A 26,451-nucleotide genomic window follows, 5' to 3' on the forward strand; every position below is an offset into this window, starting at 1 on the left:
GCGGGAGCGCGCGTGCGCTGTTTCTGTCGCGGAGCTCGGGTCGCGCGCGCCTCGCGATCTCCGCCATCTCGTGCGGGGCGCGCTCGTGTCGCAGGTTGGCGGGGGAGGGGGGCCCGCGACGCGTCAGGTCGTTCTTTCCGGCTGCGGCGACGGGCCCCGCGCGTCGCCTTCGCGCGACAGGAGGCGGCGAATCTCGAGCACGAGCGTGTCCGGCAGGCACGGCTTGGTGAGGAACGCGTCGCACCCCGCGTCCTTCGCCTCGCGCGAGTGGCCCGCGAGCGTGTGGCCGGTGAGGGCGACGATGGGGATCCGCTTCGTGCGTGGGTCGCTCTTGAGGTGGCGCGTCGCCTCCCAGCCGTCGATCTCGGGGAGCGACAGATCCATCAGGATGAGGTCCGGGATCAGCTCGAAGGCGCGATCGAGCGCCTCCCGACCGGTCGCCGCCTCGGCCACGCGGAACCCGGAGAAGGACAGGTATTCCGCGAACATCTCCCGGTTGTCCTGGAAGTCGTCCACGACCAGGACGAGCGGCGAGAACGTGCTGTCGTCACACTTCACTTCCATCCCAGTGAACCTTTCCATTCCTCGGCGCGCCGCCCGACGATCGCGAACGAGCCCGACACCGTGCGGCCGGTCTCTTACGCAGGTGATGTAGGGGGGCGATCCGCTCGGGTCACGCGATGTTTGTATACCTTATTGCCGGCCGGATGCCGGGCATTTCCCCTCCCGCGCAGGGGTCGCCCTGCACTTGGCCTGAAGGGATCTAAGGTTGTTCCTTACGTGCCCTGGGTAGACCCGTAGGGCCGGCGGACGCCGATGATCTCGTGGAGCAAGCGCGCGGCGCTGTCCCAGTCGACCGGTTTGACGAGCACGCCGTCGAAGGCCGAAGCGTTGAGGGCGGCGCGGGCCTCGAGATCGCGGCGGCCGGTGCACGCGAAGATGGCGACGTGCTGGGTCGCCGGGTCGGCGCGCAGCGCCTCCGCGACGACGAACCCGTCGATGCCGGGCATCCTCAGGTCGCACAGGATCACATCCGGCACGTCCTGTGTGGCGAGGAACACGCCGCGCAGCCCACCCGCCGCCCGCTCGACCAGGAAGCCGTGCGCGGCGAGCGCCGCCTCCGCCATGACGAGGAAATCGGGATCATCGTCCACGATGAGGACCCGGCGGCGTCGCTCGACCACGAGGGTATCGTCGTCGGCCTCCTCGTCGTGTTGCTCGGCGAACTCTCTGCGCTCTGCCTCGGACATGCTCCCCCGCTCGCGGCTCGGCTGACGGCGCTCCCCAGGTGCTCGGGCTTCGATGTGGGGCATCAGGGCCACGATCTCCCGCCGGCGTTCCTGGAAGGTCCCCCTGCGTGGTGGAGGCGAGACCTGAGCCCCGGCTACACCTTGTGCCCAGGTCGCTTATCCGCAACCATCAACTGTCCAGCGCAGATGGGGGCTCTGCGCGGTTCGCCCTCAGCGCCTGGCGACGGCTGTTTCGGGGAGGTCCCGACGACAGTTGGGTTGCTCGTCTGATGCTCGAGGTCCGCGCTGCTGCATATTCGGAGCAGGCGTCTATGTGGATGGATGACGAGTTTTTCGCGCGGGTGGGCCACGATCTACGCGGCGAGCTGGCGACCATGCTGGCGGGGGTGCACTACCTGCTGCGTTACCAGAAGGACCTCGGACCAGCGCCGCGCGACATGCTGGAGCGCGTGCGCGGCGCGGGCGAGCGGCTGAAGCGGCTGCTCGACGAGTTCGACAACTCCATCTGGCTCCGCGCGGACGCGAGCCGACCGATGTCGATCGCCCGCTGTGACGCGGCCGAGCTCGTCCGGCGCGCCGCGGTGCAGCTCGAGGCGATGGCCGCCGCGCGCGGCGTGCAGATCTCGTTCGAGGCCCGGCCGGATGGGGCGGCGACCGTGGAGGGCGATCCGGAGCTCCTCCGGGTGGCGCTGGAATACGTGCTCGGCTTCGCCATCCTGCGATCGCGCGATCGGCCGGTGCAGGTCCGCGTCTCGAGCGCCGACGACGCGCCGGTGGTGACCGTCGTCGACGAGGCGGGCCCCGTCCCGCCGGAGCCGCTCGCCCGGCTGCTCGAGCCGTTCGGCGAGCGGGCGGCGATCCCCGCCGACCCGGTCGCGCCGCGCCGCCGCGAGCGGCTCGGCCTCGGCCTCGCGATCGCGCACGGCATCCTCGGCGCGCACGGGGGCGGGCTGACCGTGGAGCCCTCGTCCGAGCGCGCGGACGGCGGCGCGCCGGCATCGGCCGCCGACCTCTCCGCGACCGGGCTGCGCTTCACCTGCTTCCTCGGCGGCGTTGGGCGGGATCCTCCCACCAGGTTGCCGGAGACGGAAGGTCGCTGCGACGCGGCGAGCGGCCGGTGATGGAGGAGACCCTCCGACGGCTCCAACGCGCGGATCGTGTCCGATAGAGACTTCGTCTAGGATGAACCGGGTCGCACGTCGCGAGCGTGCTCCAACTTCCACCGCACAACGATGAATGCGCCTCGATGCCGACGCTGAGCTCTCTCCTCGTGCAGCATGGGGTTACCTCGATGCGGGTGGTCGAGGAGGCGATCGCCCGCCAAGTGCTCCACGGTGGCGACCTCGCCACGAACGTGCTGGAGCTGGGCGCCGTGAGCGAGCGCGAGCTCACCGCGTTGCTCGCCGAGAGCCTCGGGCTCCCGCCCGCCGTGGGCCGGCTCCGGCCCGCGTCGCCCGACGTGCTCCGGACCATCCCGGCCGAGCTCGCGGTCCAGCACCGCGTGTTCCCGCTCGACGTGCGCACGGGCGTCGACAGCGCGGCGGCGGGAGCCTCGCAGCCGGAGCCGACGCTGGTCATCGCGACGGCCGAGCCGCTCGCGCCCGCCGTGGCGGAGCAGCTGAGCTTCTCGCTGGGGGTCAACCTGCGGCAGCTCGCCGCGCCGCTGGTGCGCATCCGCCAGGCGCTCGCGGAGCACTACGGCGCCGCCCTCGAGCGGCGCCTGTCGCGGCTCGTGAAGCAGCTCGACGCGCGCGCCGAGCCGAGCCCGGCAGAGCCGGTCGAGCCCGCCTCCGCAGCCGTCGCTGCGCTCCCGCCGGAAGCGGCTCCGCCGCCGGCGTCACCCGCCGGCGCGGGCGCGGCTCCAGCGGCAGGAGCCGACCCGGTCGCGCCTGCGCCGGTCGGCGCACCTTCGCTCGCGGCGGCGGGGGCGGCTCCGGCTGCAGAGGCCGACGCGGCGTCGCCCGCGGGAGCCGACGCCGTCGCGCCCGCCGACGTCGACGCGGCGTCGCCCGCGGGAGCCGACGCGGTCCCGCCTGCCGACGTCGATGCGGCCGCGCCTGCGGACGTCGACGCCGACGCCGACGCGACGCTGCCCGACGGCATCCATCCGCGCGAGGAGACGGCGGAAGCGCGGCAGAGAAAGCGGTCGAGCATCGACGATGCGCCGACGGTCGACGCGCCGGCCTCGATCGCTCGCGAGGAGGCGGAGGAAGCGCAGCAGCGAAGGCGATCGAGCATCGACGATGCGCCGACGGTCGACGCGCCGACCTCGATCCATGACGAGGACACCGTCATCGCGGACGTCTCGCTCAACGAGGCCGTCCCCACGCCGAGGAAGCCGCCGCTCCACGAGCTGGATGACGAGCCGACCGTCGTCGCCGAGTACCCGCTCGATCTGCCCTCGTTCCGCTACCTCGAGGCGCACACGCCCGGGGCAGAGGCGCTGGCCTCGCGCCTCTCCAAGGTCGCTCCGCGGCGCGGCCAAGCGGGCGCCGCGGCGCCGGCGAAGCCAGACGTCCCCGCGGCGGATCCGGGCGAGGAGACCGCGCCTCCCGGCCACCTGGCTGCGCCGCCGCAAGAGCCCGCGATCGAGCCGCCAGAGCCGACGCCGCGCTCCGAGCAGCTCGCGCCGCGCCTCGCGGCGTTCGCGGCGGCGGAGGACGTGCCCGCGCCTCCTGCGGTGGAGGCGAGGGCGCCGGCCGTGCAAGCGCCGGCGCCGCCCTTGAAGCCGATGGCGCCGCCCGGGAGGCCGGTGGCGCCGCCGGCGCCGTCCGGCGCGCGGTCGCGGGCGCCCGGCACGCACCTGTTGACCGGCTGGCTGAAGCGAGCGTCGGCCTCGCACCGCCCTCAGCAAGACACGGTGCCGCAAGCTGCCGCGTCGCACCCGCGCCTGCCCGGCGGCTCGGCGCCAGCCGCGCCCGTCCCCGCGGCCTCCGCGCCCGTGGGGCCTGCGGCGACGACGCCGGCGGACGCCACGCCCGTGGCGCTCGCGCCCGCTGCGCTCGCACCGGCGGCCTCCGCTCCTGCGGCCTCCGCTCCTGCGGCCTCCGCGCCGGTGGCGCTCGCGCCTGTTGTGTCTTCACCTGCGGCGCCCGCGATCTCGGCGAGCGCACCGGCGGCGAAGGGCTCGATGCGCGAGGCGGGCCGGTCTGCGCCGACGGCGCAGCGGCGCAAGGGCCCGTTCACGCTGGCCATGGCCGAGCAGGAGCTCGCCTCGGTCGACTCGAGCGAGGCGGTGCTCGCGGTCCTCTTCGACTTCGCGCAGCAGTACTTCGAGTACACGGTCCTGTTCACGGTTCACGGGGAGCGCGCGGAAGGCCGCAACGCCGCGGGCCCTGGCGCCGAGCGCGAGCGCGTCACGAAGATCGCCGTGCCGTTCGAGCGTCCCACCGCCCTCGCCAGGGCGCGCGCTCTCCGTGCGCCGCTCGTCGCCGCGCTCGCCGGCAGCGCCCCGGACGCGGAGCTCCAGCGCGAGCTCGGTCGGAAGGTCCACGCGGCCGCGGTGGCGGTCGTCCCGATCGTCGTGCGCGGCCGCGTCGTGGCGCTCGTCTACGGCGACGACGGCGCCGCCTCGGTCGAGCTCTCCAGCATCGGCGATCTCATCGCGCTCGCCGGCGTCGCAACGACGGTGTTGGAGCGGCTCATCCTGCGAAAGAAGCTGAACCGGAGCGGCGGAGCCCAGGACACCGCGGCCTCTCCGCAGAGGTCGTCGGCGCCGCCGCACGAGGTCGCGGCGTCTCCGCAGAGGCCGTCCACGCTGCCGCACGAGGCCGCGGCGTCTGCGCAGAGGCCGTCCGCGCCGCCGCACGAGGCCGCGGCGTCTGCGCAGAGGCCGTCGGCGCCGCCGCACGAGGCCGCAGCGTCGGAGGACGAGCACGGCGACGAGCACGCCAAGGAGGGCCCGCTCTCCATGCGAACCCGCGCCGCGCTGCTGGAGCTGAGCAGCATGGTCCGCGCAGAGGCGCACGGGCCGACCGCGGCCGACGACGTATCCTCGCCGCCCGCCGCGCACGAGCCTCTCGGCGCAGGCGAGCCACGGCGAGCCGACGGCGCGGACGCCGAGCCGAACGGCCCGCGACCCCAGGGCGGCTGGTCCACGGAGAACGGCGGATCCGGGATCGATGCCGTCGCGCGGGCGTTCGGGCTCCGCGGCACGGGCGTGGAGGCCGAGCCCGTGCGGCCGGACGAAGGCGTCGCGCACGCGATGGCGTTCAGCTCGACCATCCCGCCGGCCCCGATACCGCACGGGCCGAGCCTCGGAGCCGAGCCGCAGTTCCGGCTCGGCCTGGAGGCGGGCGCGGACGTCGTGTCGGGCACGGCCGTCACGGCGCCGATGATGCCGGCGGTCACCCAGCCGCTCATGCAGGCGGTCCCGGCGCCGGCTTCACCGGTCATCGCGGCGCCGCCTTCGCCGCCGGGCATCGACGAGATCCCCGATCTCGAGATCCCCGCGGCGCCGGCCCACGCGCGGTCCGAGGACTTCGATCTCGGCGAGCCTGAAGAGGCGCGGACGAAGCGGTACTCCCGGCCGCCGTGGATGCTCGACAGCTCGATCAAGCCCGGTGCCGAGGAGCAGCGGTCGTCCGCGCCGCCGCCGTCGTCGGTCGCCGCGCGCCCCCACTGGCGCCGCACGCCCGTCGCCCTCGAGGCCGCCGCGGTGTATCCGAGGCCCCCGTCGGAGCGGCGCGCCGCGGTCTCGACCTCGCCGGCCAGCGAGCTGCGCGCGGAGTACAGCTCGCTCGTGCAGCACGTCCTCGCGGGCGGCGAGGCGGGCTCGCGGGCGTTCGCCGAGCTCGTGCGCAACGGAGAGACGGCGATCTCGATCGTCGCGGCGCGCTTCCCCGGTCCGCTCCGGGTCGATCGCCAGCGCTTCCGCGAGCAGCTCGCCGGCCCGGACGGCGCCGCGAACGTCGCCGCCGCGCCGCCTGCCTCCCAGTGCGGGCCGCTGCTCGAGCTCATCGTCGCGATCCGGCGCCCGGCGCTCCCCTTCATGACCGTGCGGAGCGCCTCGCCCGATCCCGAGGTGCGCTTCTGGGCCACGCACGTGCTCGGCGAGCTGCCGTACCCGGAAGCCGCCAACGCGCTGCTCCCGCGGCTCTTCGACGACAACATCGCCGTCCGGCGGATCGCGGTCCGCTCGGCCGCCTTGCTGATCGCGGCGCCGCCCGCGGGCGGCCCGATCCTGCAGGGGCTCGATCACATCGCGCGCGACCGCGAGGAGTCGCCCGCGCGGCGGCTGACCGCCATCGACACCATGTCCGAGATCCGCTCCGGCTCCAGCGTGCCGGCGCTCATCAGCGCGCTCTCCGATCCGCACGACGCGATCGTCGAGGCGGCGGTCCGCGCGCTGACCGCCATCACGCGGGAAGATCTCGGCCGCGACGCGCGCAAGTGGATGGCGTGGTGGTCGAGGAACGGCGAGCGCCACCGCATCGAGTGGATCATCGACGCGCTCACGCACGAGAAGCCCGCCATCCGCCGCGCCGCCATCGACGAGCTGAAGGGCATCACCCGGGAGTACTTCGGCTACTACGAGGACCTGCCGCGACAGGAGCGGGAGGCCGCCCAGGAGCGCTACCGCGCGTGGTGGGTCTCCGAGGGGCGCTCGCGGTTCCGCACCACGGGCTGACGCCTCGCCGGGCCCGCGCGGGGCAGGGAGGCGGGCGGCTCATCCGGTCGTCGGGAGCCGCCCCTCGGGCAGGTGGGTCAGGTTCGGCGGGAGATCAGACCGCGCGCGGGCGGTTCACTTGGGGGCGGCGGGGGCGGCGGCCGGCTGCACGGCGGGCGCCGGCCTCTTGACGGCGTCCACCTTGGCCGCGGCAGGCGCGGTCTCGCCGGCCTCCTTCAGGGCCTTGTCGATCAGCTTCTTGAACTTCGAGAACGGCTGCGCGCCGCTGATGAAGTAGCCGTTCACGACGAACGCCGGCGTCCCGCTGATGCCCGCCTTGTCCGCCACGGAGTTCTCGGAGTCCACGAACGCCTTGTGGGTGTTCGCGTCGAGGGCCTTCTTGAACTTCGTCATGTCGAGGCCCTGCTCCTCGGCGTACTTCTCGAGCGAGGCGCGCGAGAAGGCGTCCGGCTGACCCTGGTTCTTGAAGAGCACCTCGTGGTACGCCCAGAACCCGGCGTTGCCCTTCTGCGCGTAGGCCTCCTGCGCGGCCTCGGACGCGAGCGGCGCGTTCTTGTGCATCGGCAGCGGCCGGTGGCGCCACACGATCTTCAGCTTGTCGCCGTAGGTCTTCGAGATCTGCGCGACCGTGTCCTCGACGCGCTTGCAGAACGGGCACTCGAAGTCCGAGAAGACCTGCATCACGACCTTCGCGCGCTCGCCGCCCTTCCACGGGCTGTTCGGCGGCGGCGCGGCGATCTCCTTGCGCTCGGGCGGCGGCGGCTCCTTGCCGTCCTTGATGATCTCGGCGTAGAGGTCCTTGGCGGCGACGCCCTTCGCGAGGATCCCCTCGGCCTTCTTGATCTCCTCGTCGATGATCGTCTTGAACTTGTCGATCGGCTGCGCGCCGACGAGCCGGCGGCCGTTGATGAAGAAGTGCGGGGTCCCGGACGCCTGCAGGTCGTCCGCGAGCTCCTGATCGGCGGCGATCCCCGCGCCGTGCTTCTTGGTGGCGATCGCGGCCTTCACCTTCTCGACGTCGAGCCCGAGCTCCTTGGCGTAGCCGAGCAGGTCCTCGTCGTTGAGCTTCTGCTGGTTCTTCCAGAGCAGCTCATACGCGTCCCAGAAGCCCTTCTCGCCCTTCTGAGCGCGGGCCTCCATGGCGAGCTCGGCCGCGGGCTCCGCGCGCTGATGGAACGGGAGCGGGTTGTTCTTCCAGACGAACCGGACCTTGTCCCCGTAGGTCTTGAGGATCTCGTCGATCGTCGGGACGACCTTGCTGCAGAAGGGGCACTGGAAGTCGGACCACTCGACGATGGTGACCAGCGCGGTCGCCGGGCCCTTCGCGGGCGCGTCGCCGACGGGCACCTTCCAGACCGTCTTGTCGTCCTCCTGCGGGCGCTCGCGCTCCTTCTGGGGCGGCGCCTTCGCCTTGTTCTCCGCGGCGAGCTTGGCGTACACCTTCTCGGGCTTCGTCCCCGCGGCGATCGCGGCCTGCGCGGCCTTGAGCTGCTCGTCGATGACGGCGGTGAACTTGTCGACCGGCTGCGCGCCGCTCAGGAACACGCCGTTGATGATCGAGGCGGGCGTGCCGGTGACGCCGGACGTCTTGCCGACCGCCATGTCGGCGTCGATCTTGGCCATGTACTCCTGCCGATCGTACGCCGCCTTGAACTTCGCCTTGTCGACGCCGGCCTCGCCGGCCCACTTCTCGAAGTTGTCGGGCGTGAGGCTCTTCTGGTTCTGGAAGGCGAGCTCGTGGAACTTCCAGAACGCCTTCGAGCCGCCGAGGCGGAACACGGTCTCGGCCGCGAGCGCCGCCGGCCGCGCGTTCTTGTGGAACGGGAGCGGGTTGTTCTTCCAGACGATGCGCAGCTTCTCGGGACCGTACTTGTCCTTGAGCTGGTTGATCGTGGTCTCGACCCGGCTGCAGAACGGACACTCGAAGTCGCTGAAGACGACCATCGTCACCGGCGCCGTCCGCGCGCCCCACACGGGGTCCTTCGACGACACGGGCACGGCCGCGTCCTCGTCGCTCCACGCCTGGCCGTCCTCGGGGATCGCCGAGATCTCATGCCCGCGCGAGCCGGCGCTCCGATCGATACTCCACATCAGCCCCATCCCTGCGATGAAGCAGAGAAGAAAGCCGACGATGGCTGTTCCCTTGTTCATGATGTTTCCTCTCTCAACGGTGGTGGAGCTCCGCCAGGCGGGCCCCTCCTTCAACGCGGGCGCGACACGAGGTGCGCGCTCGCGACAAGATCGCCAATCGTGAGCTCCCAGGGCGGCGAGCCACCCTGGGCCGGAGGAGCCGCCGCCGCACGGCGCGGCCGCAGCCCCCGGCGGAGCGCCGGGACCGCTCTGGACCGGTCACGCCAGCGCCAGCGCCCGGCCTCCGTCGCGCGAGGGGCGCCGCCCTCGAGAGGGCGAGCCTGCGCGACGTGGGCCCGGACGAGCGCCTAGCGGGCTCGGGTCAGACCGGCGAACGCTCCGGATCTCGCGGCAAGACCAGCGCGAATCGCCCGCAGCGGGCTCCGAGAGACCACGCGGCGCGATCGGGGGCGGCCCGGCCGGCGAGCTCGCCTCATCGAGGCGGGTGGTAGACGCCCTGCGGCACGCCGGCGCGCGGCCCCCCGGAGGCCGCGAGGAACGAGAAGACCCCCACGGGCGCGCACGGGGCAGGCAGGACGAGCTCCGGAACGAGCACCGCCTGCTGCGGCGGGCTGGAGAGCTCGCTCACAGGGCTGGGGTGACCCGAGTTCGGTCCGACCCTCGGCCAGAGATCGCCCCCCTCGCATCCGGGGGCGGCGTCGATCCGGTCGTCGGTCATCGGCAGCGTGCGGGGCGGGGCGACCGAGGAAGCGCCGCGCGGATCGCAGATGGGCGCGGCCCTCGTCTCGCCGGTCTCGTCGTCGACGCTCGTCAGGACGGTGCACGACGGCTCGTCCGGCGGCGCGACGATCGTCATCCGGTCGTCGTCGCAGACCGGAACGATCGCAGCGCGCGCTCGCAGCGGCAGGACCAGCGCCAACGCGAACGTCAGCAAGGTCATCAGGCGCTGGGCGGCGTGTCGCGACATCCCTGCCAAGGAGTAGCCGAGGCCCGAGAGGAGAGCAATGGCCTGGACTCCCGAAGAACGCGGCGTTTTCAGGTTCCTCTGGACGGATCCCTGCGCCGCTCAGGACGACCGCCCGGGGCCGCGACTTGTCGACAGGGTGTGGATAACCCTGTGGATAACCTGGAGAGCCCCTGTGTCGAAACGGTGTGGCCCGGCGGCGGCGCCCCGGGAGCGTGGCCCGTTTCGGTGCGCCAGCGCGAAGTTGGCCCACCTTGTCCTACATCCGATAGGTTCGGTTCATGGCGAACTCCTCCGCGACCGTGCCCCGCCCGGTTCTTCCGCCCTCGCATGAGCCCACCAAGAGCGGCTTCGCTGCGGACGATGTTCCCCGACCGCTCGGCCGCTACGTGCTCCTGCGGCGCATCGCTCGGGGAGGCATGGGCGAGGTGTTCCTCGCCTCGACGACCGGCCTCGAGGGAGCCGAGCGCCCCGTCGTCGTGAAGATCATCCGCCGCGAGCACGCGTCGGATCCGAGCTACATCGCCCGCTTCCTCGACGAGGCGCGGGTGCAGGCGCAGCTCCAGCATTCCGGCGTCGCGCAGGTCATCGAGGCGGACGTGGACCCGGCGACCGGCGAGCCGTACGCGGTCGTCGAGCACGTCGAGGGCCGGAGCCTCGGCGAGGTCCGGGCGCGCGCGGTGCAGCTCGGGCACCGCTTCGACTGGGCGGAGGCGGTCGCGATCGCGACGATGATCGCCGAGGCGCTCGCCCACGTGCACGAGCGCAAGGACCCGTCGGGCGCCGCGCTCGGCATCGTCCACCGCGACCTGTCGCCCCAGAACGTGATGCTCGGCTTCTCCGGCGACGTGAAGATCATCGACTTCGGGACCGCCCGCGGGCAGAACCGGCGCTGCCACACGGTCGCGGGCGTCGTGTTCGCGAAGCCGGGCTACGTCGCGCCGGAGGTCGCGAACGGCGACCCGGGCGACGCGCGGGTCGACCTCTACGCGCTCGGGATCATGCTCTGGGAGCTGTGCGCGGGGCGCCGCTTCCTCCAGGGCGACGCGCAGACGCACATGGCCGCGGTCGCGCGCAACCAGAACGATCCGCCGCCGATCGCCCTCTCGCTCGGGGCGCCGCCGACGCTCGACGCCGCGATCGCGCGGCTCACGGCCTTCGACCGGGAAGCCCGGCACCCGTCGAGCCGCGCCGCCGCGCGCGACCTCGCCGCGCTCCTCGGCGCGGCGGCCGCGCTGCCGGGCGGCGAGCGCGGCGTGCGCGCGCGGGCCGCGCACCTGATGCAGCGGCTCTTCCCGGGCGAGCCGGGGCGCTCGCGCGGCGAGTTCGCGGCCCTCGTCGCCGCCGCGAAGGCGCACCGCGCCGCGGCCGTCACGCCGGTGAGCCCCCGCGCCGAGGCGATGGCCTCCGCCGAGCGCGGCGACGAGGGCATGCTGCCCGGCACGCGCTACCGGCTGCTGCGCGAGATCGGCACCGGCGCGAGCAGCACCGTCTACGAGGCGGAGCACGTCGACCTCGGGCGCCGCGTGGCGCTCAAGGTCGTCTCCGCCGAGCAGTCCGCGGCGGACGCGGTCGCGAACCGCTTCCGCCGGGAGGCGCGCGTGCTCTCGCGCCTCGCCCACGAGCACCTCGTGAAGGTCCACGACTTCGGCATGGCCGCGGATGGCCGCCTGTTCTGCGGCATGGACCTGCTCGAGGGCGAGACGCTCGACGCCGTGCTCGCCCGCGGGGCCGCGATCGACTGGAGGGACGCGCTCGCGGTGGCGATGAAGGTGCTGAGCGCGCTCGAGCTCGCGCACGCCGAGGGCCTCGTGCACCGGGACATCAAGCCCGAGAACCTGTTCTTGACGCGCCCGAGCGGCGCCGACGCCTCGCCCCCCATCGCGGAGGCGGGCCTGAAGCTGCTCGATTTCGGGCTCGCGAAGTGCCTCGCCGACGATCGCGGCGAGGGCGACGGCGTCGCGGACGCGACCGGCGCGGGGGAGGGGCCGGCCCGGGCCGCGGTCGCGATCGTGGGGACGCCCGAGTACATGGCGCCCGAGCAGGCCGCGTCGGGGCGCATCGACGGGCGCGCGGATCTCTACGCGCTCGGCTGCGTCCTCTACGAGATGCTCACGGGGCGCCTGCCGTTCGTCGAGCCGAGCCTCGTCGCGCTGCTCGACGCGAAGATCAAGGGCAGCCCCGAGCGCCTCCGCGAGCGCGCCCCGGCGCGGCAGATCCCGCCGTTCGTCGACGAGCTGGTGATGCGCGCGCTGGCGCGCCATCCGAGCGTCCGCTTCCAGAGCGCCGCCGAGATGCGTCAGGCCATCCTGAGGGCGCTCGGCGCGCCCGGGCGCGCGCGCGCCCGGCGCCGCGCGGTCGGGTTCGCGGCCGTGGCCGCCGTGATGGCGCTCGCGGGCGCGGTCGTCGTGGGCAAGGGGCGCGAGATCGCGGCGCGCGTCCCCGCCGCCGCAGCGCTGCTCGACGTCCAGGGTGAGGCGTCCCCGCCGCCGGGGCAGGCGGCTCAGGCCGCTGCGCCCGGCGCCGAGGCCGTCGACGCGCCGTCCGCCGGCGCGCCGTCCGGGGCCGCGGAGGCGCCGTCCGGGGCCGCGGAGGCGCCTTCCACCGGCGCAGCGGCGCCGCCCAGCGTCGCAGCCGCGCAGGCCCTCGCGGCCGCCGCGACGGCGCAGGCCGCCGGCGCGCCCGCGCTCGCGGCCGCTGCGGCCGGCGCGCTCGCGCCGGGCGCGGGGCAGGGGAGCGATGCCCCGCGGGCGCTCGCGGCCCTGCCCGCCGCCGCGTCCGATGCGGCCGCGCCCCGCGCAGGGTCCGCGCCGCCCGCTCAGCCCGCCGTCGCGAAGGCCGACGCCGCGAAGCCGCCCGCGAGGGGCGAGGTCGCCCCGCGCAGCCCGGCGGTGGCGGCGCGCGGATCGGCGCCGAAGGCCGACAAGCCCGCGGCGCGCGGCCCGGCGGATCGCGCGTCGCGCGAGGTCGCGAAGCGCGAGACGAAGGCGCGCGAGCGATCGTCCTCGTCCTCGGCCCGCGAGCCGGCGGCGTCGACGCCCGCCCGCGGCGACGCCGACACGGCAGAGAAAGAGGGCAACGGGCACGAGGATCACACCGAGGCGAAGCGGCGCCGTCACAAGCGGCGGTCCCGGGTCGCCAAGGCCGAGTAAGCTGCGCCGCACGCGGCGCATTTCTCTCGCGCGCACGCTGCCGCGTTGTATACCGCGCAGCCTGCGATGGCTCAGATTTCCCTGTCCGCGCCTGGCTCGAACGCCGTTACCTCGGGCCCGCCCCATCGCGCCATCCTGCGGCTCGCGCTGCCGACCGTGGCGGCGATGCTCACCCAGAGCATCGTCAACGAGGTCGACATCGTCTTCTTCGCGCACCTGCCGTGCCCCGAGTCGTCGAACGCGCACGCGGCGCTCCTGCCGTCGCTGATCGTCCTCTGGCTGTTCGGCGGCTCGCTCAGCGCGATCTCGGTCGGCACGCAGGCGTTCACCGCGCGCCGCTTCGCCGAGCAGCGCCCCGGGGACGCGGGCGCGGTCCTCGCGAACGCCCTGTTCTTCGCGCTCGTCGCCGGCGTCGCGTTCTCCGCGCTCGGGTACCTGACGATGCCGTACATCCTGTCGGTCATCATCAAGGTGCCGGACGCGCGGCAGGCGGCGCTCGACTACCTCGGCTGGCGCCTGCTCGGGGTGACGTCGATGGCGGCGACGTTCGCCCTGAAGGCGTTCTTCGACGGCATCGGCAAGACGCACATCCACCTCGTCTCGGCCGTCGCGATGAACGCGCTGAACATCGTGCTCTGCCTCCTGCTCATCTTCGGCAACGCCTCGCTCGGCATCCCGAAGTACGGCATCGCCGGGGCGGGCATGGCGGGCTTCATCTCGACCTACGTCGGCCTCGCGATCATGCTCGCGTACGCGCTCCTGCCGCAGTACCGGAGCGTCTACCGGCCGTTCGCCACGAGCAAGCTCTCGGCCCCGCTCACCTGGTCCATCCTCAAGCTGTCGATCCCGAGCGCCGTCGCCACCGTCGCCATCATGACCGGCTTCGGCCTGTTCTACGCGATCGCCAGCAAGCTCGATCAGGTCGCGCCGGCGGGCGTGGTCTCGCCGCTCTGCCCGGGCGGCCGCGCGGAGCCGGTCTACGGCGCGGCGACCACGGTGATCGTCGGGATCCTGAAGCTCACGTTCACCGCCTGCCTGGCCTTCGGCACGTCGACGGCGACCCTGGTGGCGCAGTCGCTCGGCGAGCGGGACGGCGACAAGGCCGCGCGCTTCGGCTGGGTGAGCGTCCGGCTGGGGCTCGCGATCTTCGGGGTCGTGGGCCTGCTCGAGGCGATCTTCGCCCCGCAGATCCTCGCGTTCGCCAGCAGCAGCGAGCTCGTCCAGGCCGCGGCGCTCCGGCCGCTCCAGGTGATGGGCATCGCCACGCCGCTCGTCGCGGTCGGCATGATCCTGACGCAGGCGCTCTTCGGCGCGGGCAACACGGTGTTCGTGATGGTGGTGGAGCTCATCCTCCACTTCACCTGCCTCGTCCCGCTCGCGTGGCTGCTCGGCATCACGCTCGGCTTCGGCCTGATGGGCATCTGGGGGGCCGGCGTCATCTACGTCGTCCTCCTCGCCGCGACGATGGTGTGGAAGTTCCGCTCCGGGGACTGGAAGAAGATCCGGCTCGACCCCCAGCGCCCGCCCGACGAGGCCGCGCTCGGCGCGGGCGGCGGCCCGGGCGCCTCGTAAAGAGTGGCGCTGACGCGCGCTCAGCGGGGGAACGCCGCGGCGTTCCCGCCGTCGACGGTCACGACGCAGCCCGTCGTGGCCTCGGCGGTGGCGAGGTACAGGAAGGCCTGCGCCACGTCGGCCGCGGTGGTCTCGCGCCGGAGCAGGTTGTCGCGGAAGTAGTCGTCGACGGAGACGTTGCGGGCGCGGGCGCGCGCCTCCAGCAGGCCCGCGCCGAACAGCGCGGTCCGGATGCGGTCGGCGTTGACGGCGTTGGCCCGGACGCCGTGGCGGCCGAGATCGACGGCGTACTGGCGCATCAGCGAGACGAGCGCCGCCTTGGCGACGGCGTACGGGCCGAAGTCGGCCCCCTGGTTGAACGCGCTCTTCGACGCGTTGAACAGGAGCGCGCCGCCCGAGTCCTGGGCGAGGAGCACCCGCGCCGCCGCGCGGGCGACGTTCTGGTGGCCGAGCAGGTTCAGCTCGAGCGAGGCGCACAGCGCCTCGTGCCCCTCCGATGTGTGGATCGGCCCGGAGAACGCGCGGCCGGCGTTCGACACGACGACGTCGACGCCGCCGAAGTGCGCCGCGGCCTGCGCGAACGCCCGGTTCACGCTCGCCTCGCTGCGCACGTCGCAGGCGACCTTCAGGCAGCGGCCGCGGTGGCGCGCCCCGAGCTCGGCGGCGGCCTTCTCGAGCGGCTCCTCGTCGCGATCGGCCAGCACCACGTGCGCCCCGGCCGCGAGGAACGCCGCCGCGGTCGCGTGGCCGATCCCCGAGGCGGCGCCCGTCACGAGCGCGATCCGCCGATCGAGCGGGCCCCTCTGCCCCGCCCCGAGCTTCAGCTTCGCCTGCTCGAGGCTCCAGTACTCCATGTCGAACAGGTCGAGCTCCGGGACCGGCTGGTACCCGCCGAGCGCCTCGGCGGCCTCGATCACCGAGACGGTGTGCTCGTAGACGTCCGCGACGATCTCCGCCTCGGCGTGCGATCCGCCGACGCACAGCGCGCCCACCCCGGGGAAGAGCAGCACGCGCGGGAACGGATCGAGCTCGTCGCGGACGACGCCCCGCGCCGCGCAGGAGCGTCGGAAGTACTCGTGGTACTCGGCCACGTACTTGGCGATGCCCTGCTCGACGGCCGCGCGGAGGCGCGCCGTGTCGGTCACGTCGCAGCCGCTCACGACGAGCGGCCGCGCCTTCGTGCGGATGACGTGGTCCGGGGTCGCGCAGCCGATCTGCGAGACCCGGGCGACGTCGTCGCGCTCGCAGAACGCGATGAGCTGCAGGCCCGTGCGGAGCGTGGAGACCCAGGGGCGGCCCGAGGCGCGGGCGAGCGCGCCCCGCACCGCCGGCCCGACGGCGGCCCGGATGTCCGGGTCCGGCGCCGCGACCGTGGGGTGCGAGACGATCGCGCTGCGCTGGGCGATGTAGCGCTCGGCGCGCGTCACGGCGTCGATCATGCGCGTGTAGCTCTCCTCGGCCGTCTCGCCCCACGTGAAGACGCCGTGCTTGTCGAGGATCATCACGGACGGGAGCCCGCCCTGCGCGAGGCGCCCACGGACGAGCTCGGCGACGCGGCGGGCGAGCGCGAACCCGGGCATGACGTACGGCACGAACAGCGCCTCATCCCCGTAGATCGCCCGCACGATCTCGGCCGAGCCGGGCTGATCGATGACCGAGAGCACGGCGTCCGCGTGCGTGTGATCGACGAACTTCGCGGGGATGATCGCGTGCAGCAGCGCCTCGACCGAGGGCGTGGGGCTCGACGGATCCAGCATCTGGCCGCGCAGGAGCGCGACCATCTGCTCGTCGGTCATCGCCTCGAGCGCGCAGGCGCGCTGGAGCGGCGCGAGGCGGCACGCCGGGAAGCCGCGCGGCTCGATCGTCGCGAGATCCCACCCGCTGCCCTTGATGAAGAGCACGTCGACGCGATCGCCGAGCAGGTCGACGGCCGAGCTCTTGACGCTCGTGTTCCCGCCGCCGTGGAGCACGAGCGACGGATCGGCGCCGAGCAGGCGCGAGGTGTAGACGCGGAGGGCGAGATCCTCGCCGCAGGACGCGGCGTAGGTGTCGAGGTAGCGCTGGGCTTCGTCCTTGCTGTGGCGAGGATCCATCGACCGGCCGCCTACCCCAGCGGCGGAGGCGCCGGAAGCCCGCCGATCAGTAGCGGTAGTTCTCGGCCTTGAACGGGCCCTCGGCGGGGACGCCCAGGTATTTCGCCTGCTCCTGCGTGAGCTGCGTCAGCTCGACCCCGAGCTTCGGCAGGTGCAGCGCGGCGACCTTCTCGTCGAGCCGCTTCGGCAGGAGGTGGACGCCAACCGTATACTTCTCCGTCCACAGGGCGATCTGCGCGAGGACCTGGTTGGAGAACGAGGTCGACATCACGAACGACGGGTGGCCCGTGGCGCACCCGAGGTTCACGAGCCGGCCGCGCGCGAGGACGATGAGCCGCTTGCCGTCCGGGAAGATGAAGTGGTCGACCTGCGGCTTGATGTTCTCCTCCTTGATCTCGGGGTTCTTCTCGAGCCACGAGATCTGGATCTCCGAGTCGAAGTGGCCGATGTTGCAGAGGATCGCCTCGTCCTTCATCGCGAGCATGTGCTCGGCGCGCACGACGTCGGCGCAGCCGGTCGCCGTGACGAAGATGTCGCCGATCGGGGCGACGGTCTCGAGGCGCTTCACCTCGTAGCCCTCCATCGCCGCCTGCAGCGCGCAGATCGGGTCGATCTCGGTGATGATCACGCGCGCCCCGAGGCCGCGCAGCGACTGCGCGCACCCCTTGCCGACGTCGCCGTAACCGCAGACGACGGCGACCTTGCCGGCGAACATCACGTCCGTGGCCCGCTTGATCCCGTCGCCCAGCGACTCGCGGCAACCGTAGAGGTTGTCGAACTTGCTCTTCGTCACCGAGTCGTTGACGTTGATCGCGGGCACCTTCAGCTTGCCGGCGCGGTGCATCTCGTAGAGCCGGTGCACGCCCGTCGTCGTCTCCTCCGAGAGCCCGCGGATCGGGTCGTTGCCGGTGAAGAGCTCCGGGTGCTTCTCGTGGGCGATGATCGTGAGATCGCCGCCGTCATCGAGGATCATGTTGGGACCCTTGCCGCCCTTGAAGGCGTAGAGCTGCTGCTCGATGCACCAGTCGTACTCCTCGAGGGTCTCGCCCTTCCAGGCGAAGACCGGGATGCCGGCCGCCGCGATCGCCGCCGCCGCGTGGTCCTGCGTCGAGTAGATGTTGCAGCTCGTCCAGGTGACCTCGGCGCCGAGGGCGATCAGCGTCTCGATCAGCACCGCGGTCTGGATCGTCATGTGGAGGCAGCCGGCGATGCGCGCGCCCTTGAGCGGCTGCGAGGGGCCGTACTCGGCCCGGAGCGCCATGAGGCCCGGCATCTCCTTCTCGGCGATGCGGATCTCCTTGCGACCCCAGTCTGCAAGCGTGATGTCGGCGACCTTGTAGGAGAGCTTCTTCTCAGCAGTCATGGTGTCCCTTTGCCTTTTCCGGTGAATGCGCTCGAGCGAGCGCCGCGCCAGCCGACGAGCAGCTGCCAAACGAGGTGTCGATCCGGACCTTCGCCCTGCCAGGCGGACGGCAGCCGCCGGATCTCGACGCCGGAGAGCCCGGCCTCCTCGGCCATGCGCCGGAGGTCGTCCGGCGAGAAGCCGAGCCAGATGTCCGCCTCCTGCTCTCGCAGGGCCTGATCGTGGTGCGCCTCGTAGTCGAGCACGCACACCGCGCCGCCGCGGGCGTGCGCGCCGTCCTCGCCGGGGCCGGGCGCGGCGGGACGCGCGAGCTCGACGAGGGCGCGCATCGCCCTCGCCGGCTGGGGCGCGTGGTGCAGCACGCGGGCCGCGAAGACCACGTCCGCGCCCCCGGCGAAGGCCTCGCCCGCCTCCCTCGGATCGACGCCGAGCGCGCGGGCCACGGCGCGGTGCACCTCGGGCCCGTCGAGCTCGCCGCACACGAGCTCGACGTTCTCGAGGCTGCGCCGCCGCAGGCGCTCGCCCGCGAGCTGCAGCTGGGCGCTCGCGCGATCGAGCGCGACCACGCGGTCGAAGACGGGGGCCAGCACCTCGAGCAGCGCCCCGTCGCCGGTGCCCGCGTCGATCGCCAGGCGGCGGTGGGGCAGGAGCGGCGCGAGCGCGGCGAGGTAGGCGGCGAGCTCGGACGGCGGCCCCGACCGCAGCGGGCGCCCGCCGCGCGCGAAGAACTCGCGCGTCTCGGCGTCGCGCGCGGCGAGCACCTCCTCGACGCGCGCGAGCGTCCCGTCGGCCGCGCACGCGCGCTGCCCCGCGCGCACGGCGTCGTCGACGACGGGGTCGCTCGTGGCGCGCGGGTCGAGGCGGAGCAGCGTCCACGTCCCCTGGCGGCGGGCCAGCAGGATCCCCGCCTCGCGGAGCGCGGCCGCGTGGCGCGAGATCTTCGGCTGGCCTTCGCGGAGGAGCTCGGCCAGCTCGCCGACCGCCAGCTCCTCCGCCGCGGCCAGGCCGAGGAGCCGCACCCGCACCGGATCCGACAGGAGCCGGTACAGCTCGCAGCGCGCGACCGCCTCCGTCGGCTGGGCAGGGAGCTCCGTCACCGTGACCACGGATCATATATATGCGTCGATGCGCATAGATGCAAATAGAATGTTCGCGGGGCGTGAGCGCGCCCGCGGCGGCGCAGGCCGCTGCGGCGGCGCGCAGGCGCGCTTGGCGAGCGGTGGCGCTGGCCAGCCTCGGCGAACAGCTGTCAGCGGGCCTACGCCAGGAGACTCTTCCGTGGGTAGGCTCGCCCACCGAGCTCATTCCCACCCGCTCTGGATTTCCAGCCTTCTCGGCAGGTCGCCGTCGCCGCTGACGGGCGCGCGTGCCGACGGGCTCGCGCGCCGACGGACTCGCTTGCTCGCGGGCTCAGCCGAACGAGCGGACGGCCTTTTCCAGCTTCGCCTCTTCCGCGGAGCGGAGCAGGCCCACGGCCACCACGGTGAGGCGCTCCGGCCGGAACAGCGTGCGCGCGGCGTCGCGCACGTCCTCGACCGTGACTCGGGCGAGCTCCTCGTGCCGCGCCTCCGGGGTGCGGGTGATGTCGGCGAGCGCGGCGAGCCCGTGGAAGCCGGCGGTCGCCTCGGCGTCGTCGAGCATCGCCTCCACCGACCAGAGGTGGCGGTCGCGCGCCTTGGCGAGTTCGTCCTCGCGCGGGCCGACCTCGGAGAGCTCGCGGAGCAGCGCGAAGATCTCCCGGACCACCACGGTCGCGCGGTCGTGCTGCACGCCCGCGGCGATGTCGACGACCCCGTCGTCCTCGTAGGCCTCGAACATCCCCGACACGTCGTAGCAGAGGCCGAGCCGGTCGCAGATCCGCTCGTAGAGCCGCGTCGACATGCCGTCATCGAGGACGCGGAGCAGCATCTCCACGGCGGGCTCGCGCGGATCGCGCTCGCTCACGCCCCGGAACGCCACCCGCAGCTCGGTCTGGCTCGACTGGTTCTCGATGAAGCGGAACCTCGGCTTCTTCTGGCCGTTCGGCGGCGGCGAGGCCGGCACCAGCTCGCCGCGCGGCATGGCGCCGAAGTGCCGCTCGACGGCCCGCGCGCACGCGTCGGGATCGATCCGCCCCGCGAGGCAGAGCACCGCGTTCGCCGTCGTGTAGTGCCGGGCGTGGTGGGCGCGCAGCATCGGCTCGTCGAAGCGATCGAGCGCGTCGATGCCGCCGGTGATGGTGAAGCCGAGCGGGTGCCGCTCGTACATGAGGGCGCGCGCGTTGTTGTCCGCGTCGATGTCGCGCCCTTCGTCGTCGAGGTCCTCGAGGATCTCCTCGCGCACGATGCCGCGCTCGACCTCGATCGCGGTGAAGCGGGGCGAGGTGGCGACCTCGCCGAGCAGGGCGAGCACCGGATCCAGGTTCGCCGGCGGGACCGAGATGCTCATCACGCCGTGGTCGACGTGGGTCGCCGCGTAGAGCGTCCCGCCGAGCCGCTCGAAGGCGAGCGCCTGCGCGTGCGCCGACGGCAGCGTCGGCGTCCCCCGGAACACCATGTGCTCCAGGAAATGGGAGATCCCGTTGTTCTGCGGCGTCTCGAACCTCGAGCCGACGCGCAGGTAGAGCGAGGCGACCGCCCGGTGCACGTGCGGCTGCGGGACGAGGACGACCTTGAGGCCGTTCGAGAGGACGATGTCGCGCGCGTCACGCGGCGGGAGCGGCGTCATTCCCCCTCGTCCTCGATCGGGAGCGCCGGCTCGCCGGAGCCGTCGTCGGCCGGCTTGGACTCCTTGAGGAGGTTCTGGTCGTACTTCACCTCGCTGCCGATCGTCGACTTCAGCCGGCGGATGTACCCGACGAGCGCGTCGTTCTGCTTCGCGGCCCGCATCGCGGCGGTGTAGAACTCGCGATCCTTGTCCCATTGCTCCTGGCTCGCGGACGTCTTCTCCTTGAGCTGGATCACGGCGTAGCCGTTCTCCAGCGCCACGACGTCCTTGGGCAGGTCGCCCGGCTTGTCGAGCTGGAAGGCGATGCGCGCGGCCTCGGTGCTGTCCCTCGCGTCCGTGATCGGCGAGCCCGACACGTTGAACGGCAGGCTCGTCTCGACCGTGGGCCGGTTCGGGTGGTTCGCCATCGTGTAGGGCGGCCGCGCGTCGCCGGGCTCGGCCTGGCCGCCGTCCTTCGCCGCCTCGTCCTTCTTGCTCCCGTCCTGCTTCGCGGCGGCGGGCTGCTCGCCCGCCTTCGCCCCGGCGCCGGCCTTGTCCTTCGCGGGCGTGAGCTGGGCCAGGTGCGCGGCGAGCGCGTCGTCCAGCGACTTCCCGCCCGCGGCGGCGGCGAGCACCTGCTTCGCGGCCTCGGCCGCGAGCCGCTCCGACTCGTGGGCCGTGTAGAGGTCGCGCGCCGTCTCCAGCCGGCCGATCTTCTCGGCGTCGGCGTCCTTCGCGATCTGCTCGAGCTTGATCACGTGGAAGCCGTCCTCGGTCTCGATGATGTCCGACACCTCGCCGGCCTTCATCGCGAAGAGCTTGTCCTCGACGGGCTTGCTGAGCCGGCCTTTGGTCACGCAGCCGAGATCGCCGCCGCGCGCCGCGCTCGGATCGTCGCTCGCGCTGCGCGCCACGTCGGCGAAGCTCTCGCCCTTCTTGAGGCGCTGGACCGCCGCCTCGATGCGCGCCTTCGCGGCCGCCTTGCCCGCCTCCGGCCCCTGCTCGGCCTCCGCGGGCTTCACCTCGACCATCAGGTCTCGCGCGACGCGGCACTCGGGCAGAACTTGCGCCTTGCGCCCCTCCCAGGCCTTGTCGAGCTCTTCCTTGTTGGCGTCCGCCCAGGCCTGGACCGCCTTCTCCGACGTGTCGACGACGAGGTCGCCGTAGAAGCGCCGGTCGAAGCGCACGTAGCTGAGCGTCCGGGTCGACTTCTCCCGCGAGAACTGCTCGAAGGCCTCGTTCTCGCCGACCCGGACGCGCGCGCGGATGAGATCGCGCATCCGCGCGGCGATGAGCTCCTTCCGCTGGTAGTCGCGGAAATCGGTCGGGCTCATCTTCGTGATCGCCCGGATCTGCTTCTCGTACTGCTTGCTGTCGAACTTCTTGGTCTGGCGGTTGCGGACGTCCAGGTAGCGAATGAGGTCTTCCCGGAGATTGAGGGCATAACCGACCTGACGGATCTTGTCGGCCGGCAGCGAGACACGCACCCTGCCGGCCACGAGCTCGGACGTCAGCTCGTCGTCCGAGACGGTGATCCCGAGGCGCTTCGCGTCCTCGTTGAGCAGCCACCGCTCGTAGAGCCCCTCCGCCGTGAGCCGCCGGTAGCCCATCGCCCGGAGGCGGTTTTCGTCGACGCTGCGCATCGCGAGCAGGTTCCTCGAGGCGTTGAACTCGACCGAGGAGATGCAGCTGCCTCGGACCTCGACGGCGCAGGTGCTCGCGGCCGACTGCACGGGGCCCGTGTTCGGGCGGAACTGGACGATGAAGACGACGGCGATCGCGATGACGATGGCGGCGCCGAAGATTTGGCTCAGTCTGTTCACGAAGGGCTCGCTCCCGGGGCGTGCGCCGCTCGCTCCTCGAGCGGCCTCCGGCCTTGGCCAGGCGCGGCATAGCACGGCGTCGACGGCGTGTCTTTGACGGCGGTCGAGAGCGGGGCTAGGGGCTCAGGCCATGGCAAGCTCGAAGTCACACCTCCCTGATTGCGGCCTCTACCTGACGACAAAGCCGCTCCCCGGAAACGAAGACAAGGTGCCTGCCGGCATCCTCGTCTCCTTCCACAACCACTCGGACAACGGTCTGCCGACGGTCACGACGCCCGATCACAACGTGCACAACCGCTGGCACTTCCACGGCCCCGCGGTCCCGTTCCGCGGGACGACGTGGGCGGACACGCTTCAGCGCCTCCCCGCGGAGGGGTTCTACACGCTGCGCAAGGAGCTCTCGTTCGACGGCGGCAGCTGGCCCAAGGGCACGCTGGTGCAGCTCGGTTACACGCAGGCGGGCATGCCGATCCTGTTCATCGCCCGCGTGCGCTCGCGGCTCCAGGAGAACGACCTCTTCTTCTCCGACAAGGGCGTGGGCATCAAGCGCGACCAGCTGTCCCTGCTCGAGCCGGTCTCCGTCTTCGAGGAGCCGAGCGACGGATCCGGCCACAAGCCCGACCACGCCGACGCTCACTGAGCGAGCCCGCGCTCACGTCCACGCTGAATATCAGCCTCCGCCGACTTTTCTGTCCTCGGGCACGGCGTGTGCTTGTAATTTTCTTCTGTGATTCGACGCAGAACCCTCACTCCCCCGTCGCTCCAGATTCCCCCTGAGCTCCTGGCCAACCGCCGCAGGAGCGCCCGCCGCGAGCTGAGCGAGCGGGTCCGCCTGGAGACGGGCGATCGCGCCGTCTCCGGCTGGACGCTCAACGTGAGCGTCGGCGGGCTCCGGGTGGTGATAGAAAATTCACTCGACCCCGGTACGGAGCTAACGGTCTGGCTCGACGGCAGGTCCCCGCGACCCGGCCGGATCATGTGGGTGCAGGACGAGCCGGACGGCTCCATCGTCGGGGTGTGCTTCCTGGATGGCCCCGACGGCGCCGAGGGCGGCGCCGGGCTGGACGCCGGAGCGTCGCGATCGTCACGGTCGCGCTCGTGAGCGGCACGAGCGCGCCGGCGCGCCAAAGCGCCACACCCCTGGGGAACGCTGTCAGCTTGACGAGGCACCCGCAATTTTGCGATGGATGTTCCTGCTGACAGCTGGGGGTAGCCGGAAACCAGCGGAAGATGCCGACACCCGCGGAGATAAAGAAGGCCCTGCTCCAAGCCGGATTCGAGGTTTACCGCACCCGGGGCGACGCCGTGCAGGTCGCGGAGCGGGTGCGGGAGAACCTGCTCATGGACTCGGGCATCGTCGTGGGCGCCGAGCCGCTGCGGGTCGGGCTCGTCGTGCGCGCGCAGCGCAACGATTTCCCGGGCGCGACGGACGAGCAGCTCTTCGAGCGGGCGCGCGGCATGGCCGAGCCCGCCGTGGCGCGCGGCTACACCGAGGGCGAGGCCGCCCTCCGTCACGTCCGCGACCCCGGCGACGCCGAACGGACGCTCGACACCTGGTGCGAGGTCCAGTTCGAGAAGCCCGTGGCGTCGCTCGAGCTCGCCGTCAGCGAGGTGGGGTTCGCCCTCTCGCTGGAGAAGACTGCCCTGCCGCGGTAAGCGGTAGACGATGCCCTTCGACCGAGCCGCGAGCCTGCTCGGGCCCTCCGGGCCGTTCGCGCGCGGGCTCCCCGGGTACGAGGACCGGGAGGGGCAGCTCGCGATGGCGAGCGCCGTGGAGCGGGCGATCGCCGAGGACCGCGTCCTCCTCTGCGAGGCCGGCACCGGGACCGGCAAGACGCTCGCCTACCTCGTCCCCGCGATCCTGAGCGGCCGCAAGGTGGTGGTCTCGACCGCGACGAAGGCGCTCGAGGACCAGATCTACACGAAGGACCTGCCGCTCGTCGCCGAGCACCTCCGGCTGGATCCGCGCGCGGCGCTGGTGAAGGGGCTCGGCAACTACCTCTGCCTGCGCCGCTTCAACGAGCTCCGCCACAGCCCCGGCGCGGGCGCCGGGGCGGCGGGGCGCTCGCTGCCGCTCATCGAGGCGTGGGCGCAGGAGACCGAGATGGGCGACGTCGCGGAGCTCGCGTACCTCGCCGAGGGGGATCCGGTCTGGCGGGAGGTGGCGTCGTCCAGCGAGACGCGGCTGGGCGCGTCGTGCGACTACTACGAGGACTGCTTCGTCACGCGGATGAAGCGCGACAGCGAGGCGGCGCGCCTCCTCATCGTCAATCACCACCTCTTCTTCGCGGACCTCGCGCTGAAGATCGCCGGGGCGCGCCGCGGCTTCGCCGGCGCGGGCGCGCTCCCGCCGTACGACGCGGTCATCTTCGACGAGGCGCACCAGCTCGAGGACATCGCGACGAGCTTCTTCGGCGTCCGGGTCTCGCGGGCGCGGGTCGACTCGATGCTGCGCGACGCGGACCGCGCCTTCATCGCCTCGGGCCTCGCCGACCGCATCCTCGGCCGGGGCGAGGGGACGGCGATCACGGCCGTCGTGCGCGAGTCCGCGGACGCCCTCTTCGATCGGCTCGCGGCGCTCGGCGGCCCCGCGGCGGGCAGCGGGGATCGCGGCGACGCGCGCGTCCCGCTCCCCAGGGACGCCTGGTCCGGCGAGCTGCTCGAGGCCTACCACCGGCTCGACAACCACCTCGAGGCGCTCGCCGGGTACGCGAGCGCGAACGCGATCGCCGAGGCGGTGCAGCTCGTCGGCAACCGCGCGGCCCAGCTGCGCGAGGACGCCGCGCGGATCGTCGACCCCGCGACGAACCAGGTCACGTGGGTCGAGGTGCGCGGCCGCGGCGTCTCGTTCGGCGCGTCGCCGGTCGATCTCGGGAACATGTTGCGCGAGCACGTCTTCGAGCGGATCGGCGCCGTCGTGCTGACGAGCGCCACGCTCACGACGGGCGGCTCCGGCGGGTCGGGGTTCCGCTTCCTCCGCTCGCGGATGGGGCTCGACGAGGACGTGCCCGTGCCGATCGACGAGCTCACGGTCCCGTCGCCCTTCGACTACCCGAACGCCGCGCTGCTCTACACGCCGCGCGATCTGCCCGAGGCGACCGACGCGGCGTTCGTCGAGCGCGCGGCCGATCGCATGGCCGAGCTCATCGGCATCACGGGCGGCGGCGCGTTCGTCCTCTGCACCTCGATCCGGGCGATGAACGCGCTCGCCGCCGCGCTGCGCGTCCGGCTCGCGCGCGCCTCGGCCGAGGCCCGGGCGGTCGGGGGCGCGCCGCGGCAGCAGGCGCCGCTGCTCGTGCAGGGGGACGCGCCCAAGGGCACGCTGCTCCGCCGCTTCCGCGCCGAGCGGCACGCCGTGCTGGTCGCGACGATGAGCTTCTGGGAGGGCGTGGACGTCCCTGGCGAGGCGCTGCGCCTCGTGATCATCGAGAAGCTCCCGTTCGCGGTGCCGACCGATCCCGTCGTCGCGGCCCGGTGCGCGGCGATCGAGCAGAGCGGCGGCAATCCGTTCATCGCCTACAGCGTCCCGCAGGCCGCGATCACCCTGAAGCAGGGGTTCGGCCGGCTGATCCGCACGCGGACCGACCGCGGCATCGTCGCGATCCTGGACCGGCGGGTCCGCACGCGCGGTTACGGCCGCGTGCTGCTCGACAGCTTGCCCGACGCGCGCCGGACCGAGCGCATCGAGGACGTGCGCGCGTTCTGGGCCGCCGCGGCGGCGAGAGCGGGGGCGGAGAGCGCGGAGCGAGCGGAAGCGGAGGAGCGCCGGCGGGGCGAGGCGCCCTGACGCGCGCCGCAGGGCGCGCGATCCTTGGGGTGGGCGCGCGAG

General features: G+C 73.0%; 17 protein-coding genes. 8 read left to right on the forward strand and 9 right to left on the reverse strand.

From position 1 onward, the window contains the following. Positions 1-123: 123 nt before the first annotated feature. Positions 124-564 carry a response regulator gene (locus WME83_RS17890; protein WP_437320491.1) on the reverse strand — a complete coding sequence of 147 codons (441 nt, stop codon included), beginning with the start codon at positions 562-564 and terminating at the stop codon, positions 124-126. A 212-nt stretch (positions 565-776) separates the two neighbouring features. Beyond that, positions 777-1,250 (reverse strand): response regulator, encoded by a 474-nt coding sequence (locus tag WME83_RS17895; RefSeq protein WP_437320492.1) that lies wholly within the window; start codon positions 1,248-1,250, stop codon positions 777-779. 317 nt (positions 1,251-1,567) lie between these two features. Between WME83_RS17895 and WME83_RS17900 the strand changes: the two genes are divergently transcribed. Together WME83_RS17900 and WME83_RS17905 are read left to right on the forward strand one after the other, a co-directional pair. Further along, a complete protein-coding gene (locus WME83_RS17900) occupies positions 1,568-2,371 on the forward strand; it encodes a sensor histidine kinase (protein ID WP_437320493.1) in 804 nt (267 codons plus the stop codon). A 125-nt stretch (positions 2,372-2,496) separates the two neighbouring features. Continuing rightward, positions 2,497-6,879: a hypothetical protein gene (locus tag WME83_RS17905; protein ID WP_437320494.1), complete on the forward strand. Its 4,383-nt coding sequence runs from the start codon at positions 2,497-2,499 to the stop codon at positions 6,877-6,879. Positions 6,880-6,993: 114 nt separating this feature from the next. Here the strand turns inward: WME83_RS17905 and WME83_RS17910 are convergent, their stop codons facing one another. Both WME83_RS17910 and WME83_RS17915 read right to left on the reverse strand, forming a co-directional pair. Then, positions 6,994-9,030: a DsbA family protein gene (locus WME83_RS17910; protein WP_437320495.1), complete on the reverse strand. Its 2,037-nt coding sequence runs from the start codon at positions 9,028-9,030 to the stop codon at positions 6,994-6,996. 412 nt (positions 9,031-9,442) lie between these two features. Further along, positions 9,443-9,937 carry a hypothetical protein gene (locus tag WME83_RS17915; RefSeq protein ID WP_437320496.1) on the reverse strand — a complete coding sequence of 165 codons (495 nt, stop codon included), beginning with the start codon at positions 9,935-9,937 and terminating at the stop codon, positions 9,443-9,445. A gap of 278 nt (positions 9,938-10,215) precedes the next feature. Here WME83_RS17915 and WME83_RS17920 point away from each other — a divergent pair, with 278 nt between their 5' ends. Beyond that, a complete protein-coding gene (locus WME83_RS17920) occupies positions 10,216-13,086 on the forward strand; it encodes a serine/threonine-protein kinase (protein WP_437320497.1) in 2,871 nt (956 codons plus the stop codon). A 66-nt stretch (positions 13,087-13,152) separates the two neighbouring features. Then, complete coding sequence (locus WME83_RS17925) at positions 13,153-14,658, forward strand: MATE family efflux transporter (protein ID WP_437320498.1); 1,506 nt, start codon at positions 13,153-13,155, stop codon at positions 14,656-14,658. A gap of 20 nt (positions 14,659-14,678) precedes the next feature. Here the strand turns inward: WME83_RS17925 and WME83_RS17930 are convergent, their stop codons facing one another. The 5 genes from WME83_RS17930 to WME83_RS17950 form a co-directional block, all read right to left on the reverse strand. Beyond that, on the reverse strand, positions 14,679-16,751 hold the full coding sequence (locus WME83_RS17930; protein ID WP_437320499.1) for a bifunctional aldolase/short-chain dehydrogenase: 2,073 nt from the start codon (positions 16,749-16,751) through the stop codon (positions 14,679-14,681). Between the two features lie 46 nt (positions 16,752-16,797). Beyond that, the gene (gene ahcY, locus WME83_RS17935) at positions 16,798-18,114 is read right to left on the reverse strand and encodes an adenosylhomocysteinase (RefSeq protein WP_437320500.1); all 1,317 of its coding nucleotides are present in this window, start codon (positions 18,112-18,114) and stop codon (positions 16,798-16,800) included. Continuing rightward, on the reverse strand, positions 18,111-19,220 hold the full coding sequence (locus tag WME83_RS17940) for an ArsR/SmtB family transcription factor (RefSeq protein WP_437320501.1): 1,110 nt from the start codon (positions 19,218-19,220) through the stop codon (positions 18,111-18,113). Before WME83_RS17940 ends, ahcY begins: the two co-directional genes overlap by 4 nt. 304 nt (positions 19,221-19,524) lie before the next feature. After that, positions 19,525-20,820: a M16 family metallopeptidase gene (locus tag WME83_RS17945; RefSeq protein WP_437320502.1), complete on the reverse strand. Its 1,296-nt coding sequence runs from the start codon at positions 20,818-20,820 to the stop codon at positions 19,525-19,527. Further along, positions 20,817-22,622, reverse strand: a complete 1,806-nt coding sequence (locus tag WME83_RS17950; protein WP_437320503.1) for a peptidylprolyl isomerase — start codon at positions 22,620-22,622, stop codon at positions 20,817-20,819. Before WME83_RS17950 ends, WME83_RS17945 begins: the two co-directional genes overlap by 4 nt. Positions 22,623-22,752: 130 nt before the next feature. Between WME83_RS17950 and WME83_RS17955 the strand changes: the two genes are divergently transcribed. The 4 genes from WME83_RS17955 (at position 22,753) to WME83_RS17970 (ending at position 26,409) form a co-directional block, all read left to right on the forward strand. Next, the gene (locus WME83_RS17955) at positions 22,753-23,262 is read left to right on the forward strand and encodes a hypothetical protein (RefSeq protein WP_061622969.1); all 510 of its coding nucleotides are present in this window, start codon (positions 22,753-22,755) and stop codon (positions 23,260-23,262) included. 87 nt (positions 23,263-23,349) lie between these two features. Beyond that, positions 23,350-23,724, forward strand: coding sequence for a PilZ domain-containing protein (locus WME83_RS17960; RefSeq protein ID WP_437320504.1), 375 nt, complete (start codon positions 23,350-23,352; stop codon positions 23,722-23,724). Between the two features lie 128 nt (positions 23,725-23,852). Beyond that, on the forward strand, positions 23,853-24,278 hold the full coding sequence (locus tag WME83_RS17965; protein WP_020735556.1) for a hypothetical protein: 426 nt from the start codon (positions 23,853-23,855) through the stop codon (positions 24,276-24,278). A gap of 10 nt (positions 24,279-24,288) precedes the next feature. Further along, on the forward strand, positions 24,289-26,409 hold the full coding sequence (locus WME83_RS17970; RefSeq protein ID WP_437320505.1) for an ATP-dependent DNA helicase: 2,121 nt from the start codon (positions 24,289-24,291) through the stop codon (positions 26,407-26,409). Positions 26,410-26,451 lie beyond the last annotated feature (42 nt).

It is taken from the genome of Sorangium sp. So ce385, assembly GCF_051474135.1.
GTDB lineage: Bacteria > Myxococcota_A > Polyangia > Polyangiales > Polyangiaceae > Sorangium > Sorangium cellulosum_D.

What these genes read in the sequence shown, in the direction of transcription:
- WME83_RS17890 (WP_437320491.1), bottom strand. Translation starts at nt 564, where the DNA reads ATGGAAGTGAAGTGTGACGACAGCACGTTCTCGCCGCTCGTCCTGGTC.
- WME83_RS17895 (WP_437320492.1), bottom strand. Translation starts at nt 1,250, where the DNA reads ATGTCCGAGGCAGAGCGCAGAGAGTTCGCCGAGCAACACGACGAGGAG.
- WME83_RS17900 (WP_437320493.1), top strand. Translation starts at nt 1,568, where the DNA reads ATGGATGACGAGTTTTTCGCGCGGGTGGGCCACGATCTACGCGGCGAG.
- WME83_RS17905 (WP_437320494.1), top strand. Translation starts at nt 2,497, where the DNA reads ATGCCGACGCTGAGCTCTCTCCTCGTGCAGCATGGGGTTACCTCGATG.
- WME83_RS17910 (WP_437320495.1), bottom strand. Translation starts at nt 9,030, where the DNA reads ATGAACAAGGGAACAGCCATCGTCGGCTTTCTTCTCTGCTTCATCGCA.
- WME83_RS17915 (WP_437320496.1), bottom strand. Translation starts at nt 9,937, where the DNA reads ATGTCGCGACACGCCGCCCAGCGCCTGATGACCTTGCTGACGTTCGCG.
- WME83_RS17920 (WP_437320497.1), top strand. Translation starts at nt 10,216, where the DNA reads ATGGCGAACTCCTCCGCGACCGTGCCCCGCCCGGTTCTTCCGCCCTCG.
- WME83_RS17925 (WP_437320498.1), top strand. Translation starts at nt 13,153, where the DNA reads ATGGCTCAGATTTCCCTGTCCGCGCCTGGCTCGAACGCCGTTACCTCG.
- WME83_RS17930 (WP_437320499.1), bottom strand. Translation starts at nt 16,751, where the DNA reads ATGGATCCTCGCCACAGCAAGGACGAAGCCCAGCGCTACCTCGACACC.
- ahcY (WP_437320500.1), bottom strand. Translation starts at nt 18,114, where the DNA reads ATGACTGCTGAGAAGAAGCTCTCCTACAAGGTCGCCGACATCACGCTT.
- WME83_RS17945 (WP_437320502.1), bottom strand. Translation starts at nt 20,820, where the DNA reads ATGACGCCGCTCCCGCCGCGTGACGCGCGCGACATCGTCCTCTCGAAC.
- WME83_RS17955 (WP_061622969.1), top strand. Translation starts at nt 22,753, where the DNA reads ATGGCAAGCTCGAAGTCACACCTCCCTGATTGCGGCCTCTACCTGACG.
- WME83_RS17965 (WP_020735556.1), top strand. Translation starts at nt 23,853, where the DNA reads ATGCCGACACCCGCGGAGATAAAGAAGGCCCTGCTCCAAGCCGGATTC.
- WME83_RS17970 (WP_437320505.1), top strand. Translation starts at nt 24,289, where the DNA reads ATGCCCTTCGACCGAGCCGCGAGCCTGCTCGGGCCCTCCGGGCCGTTC.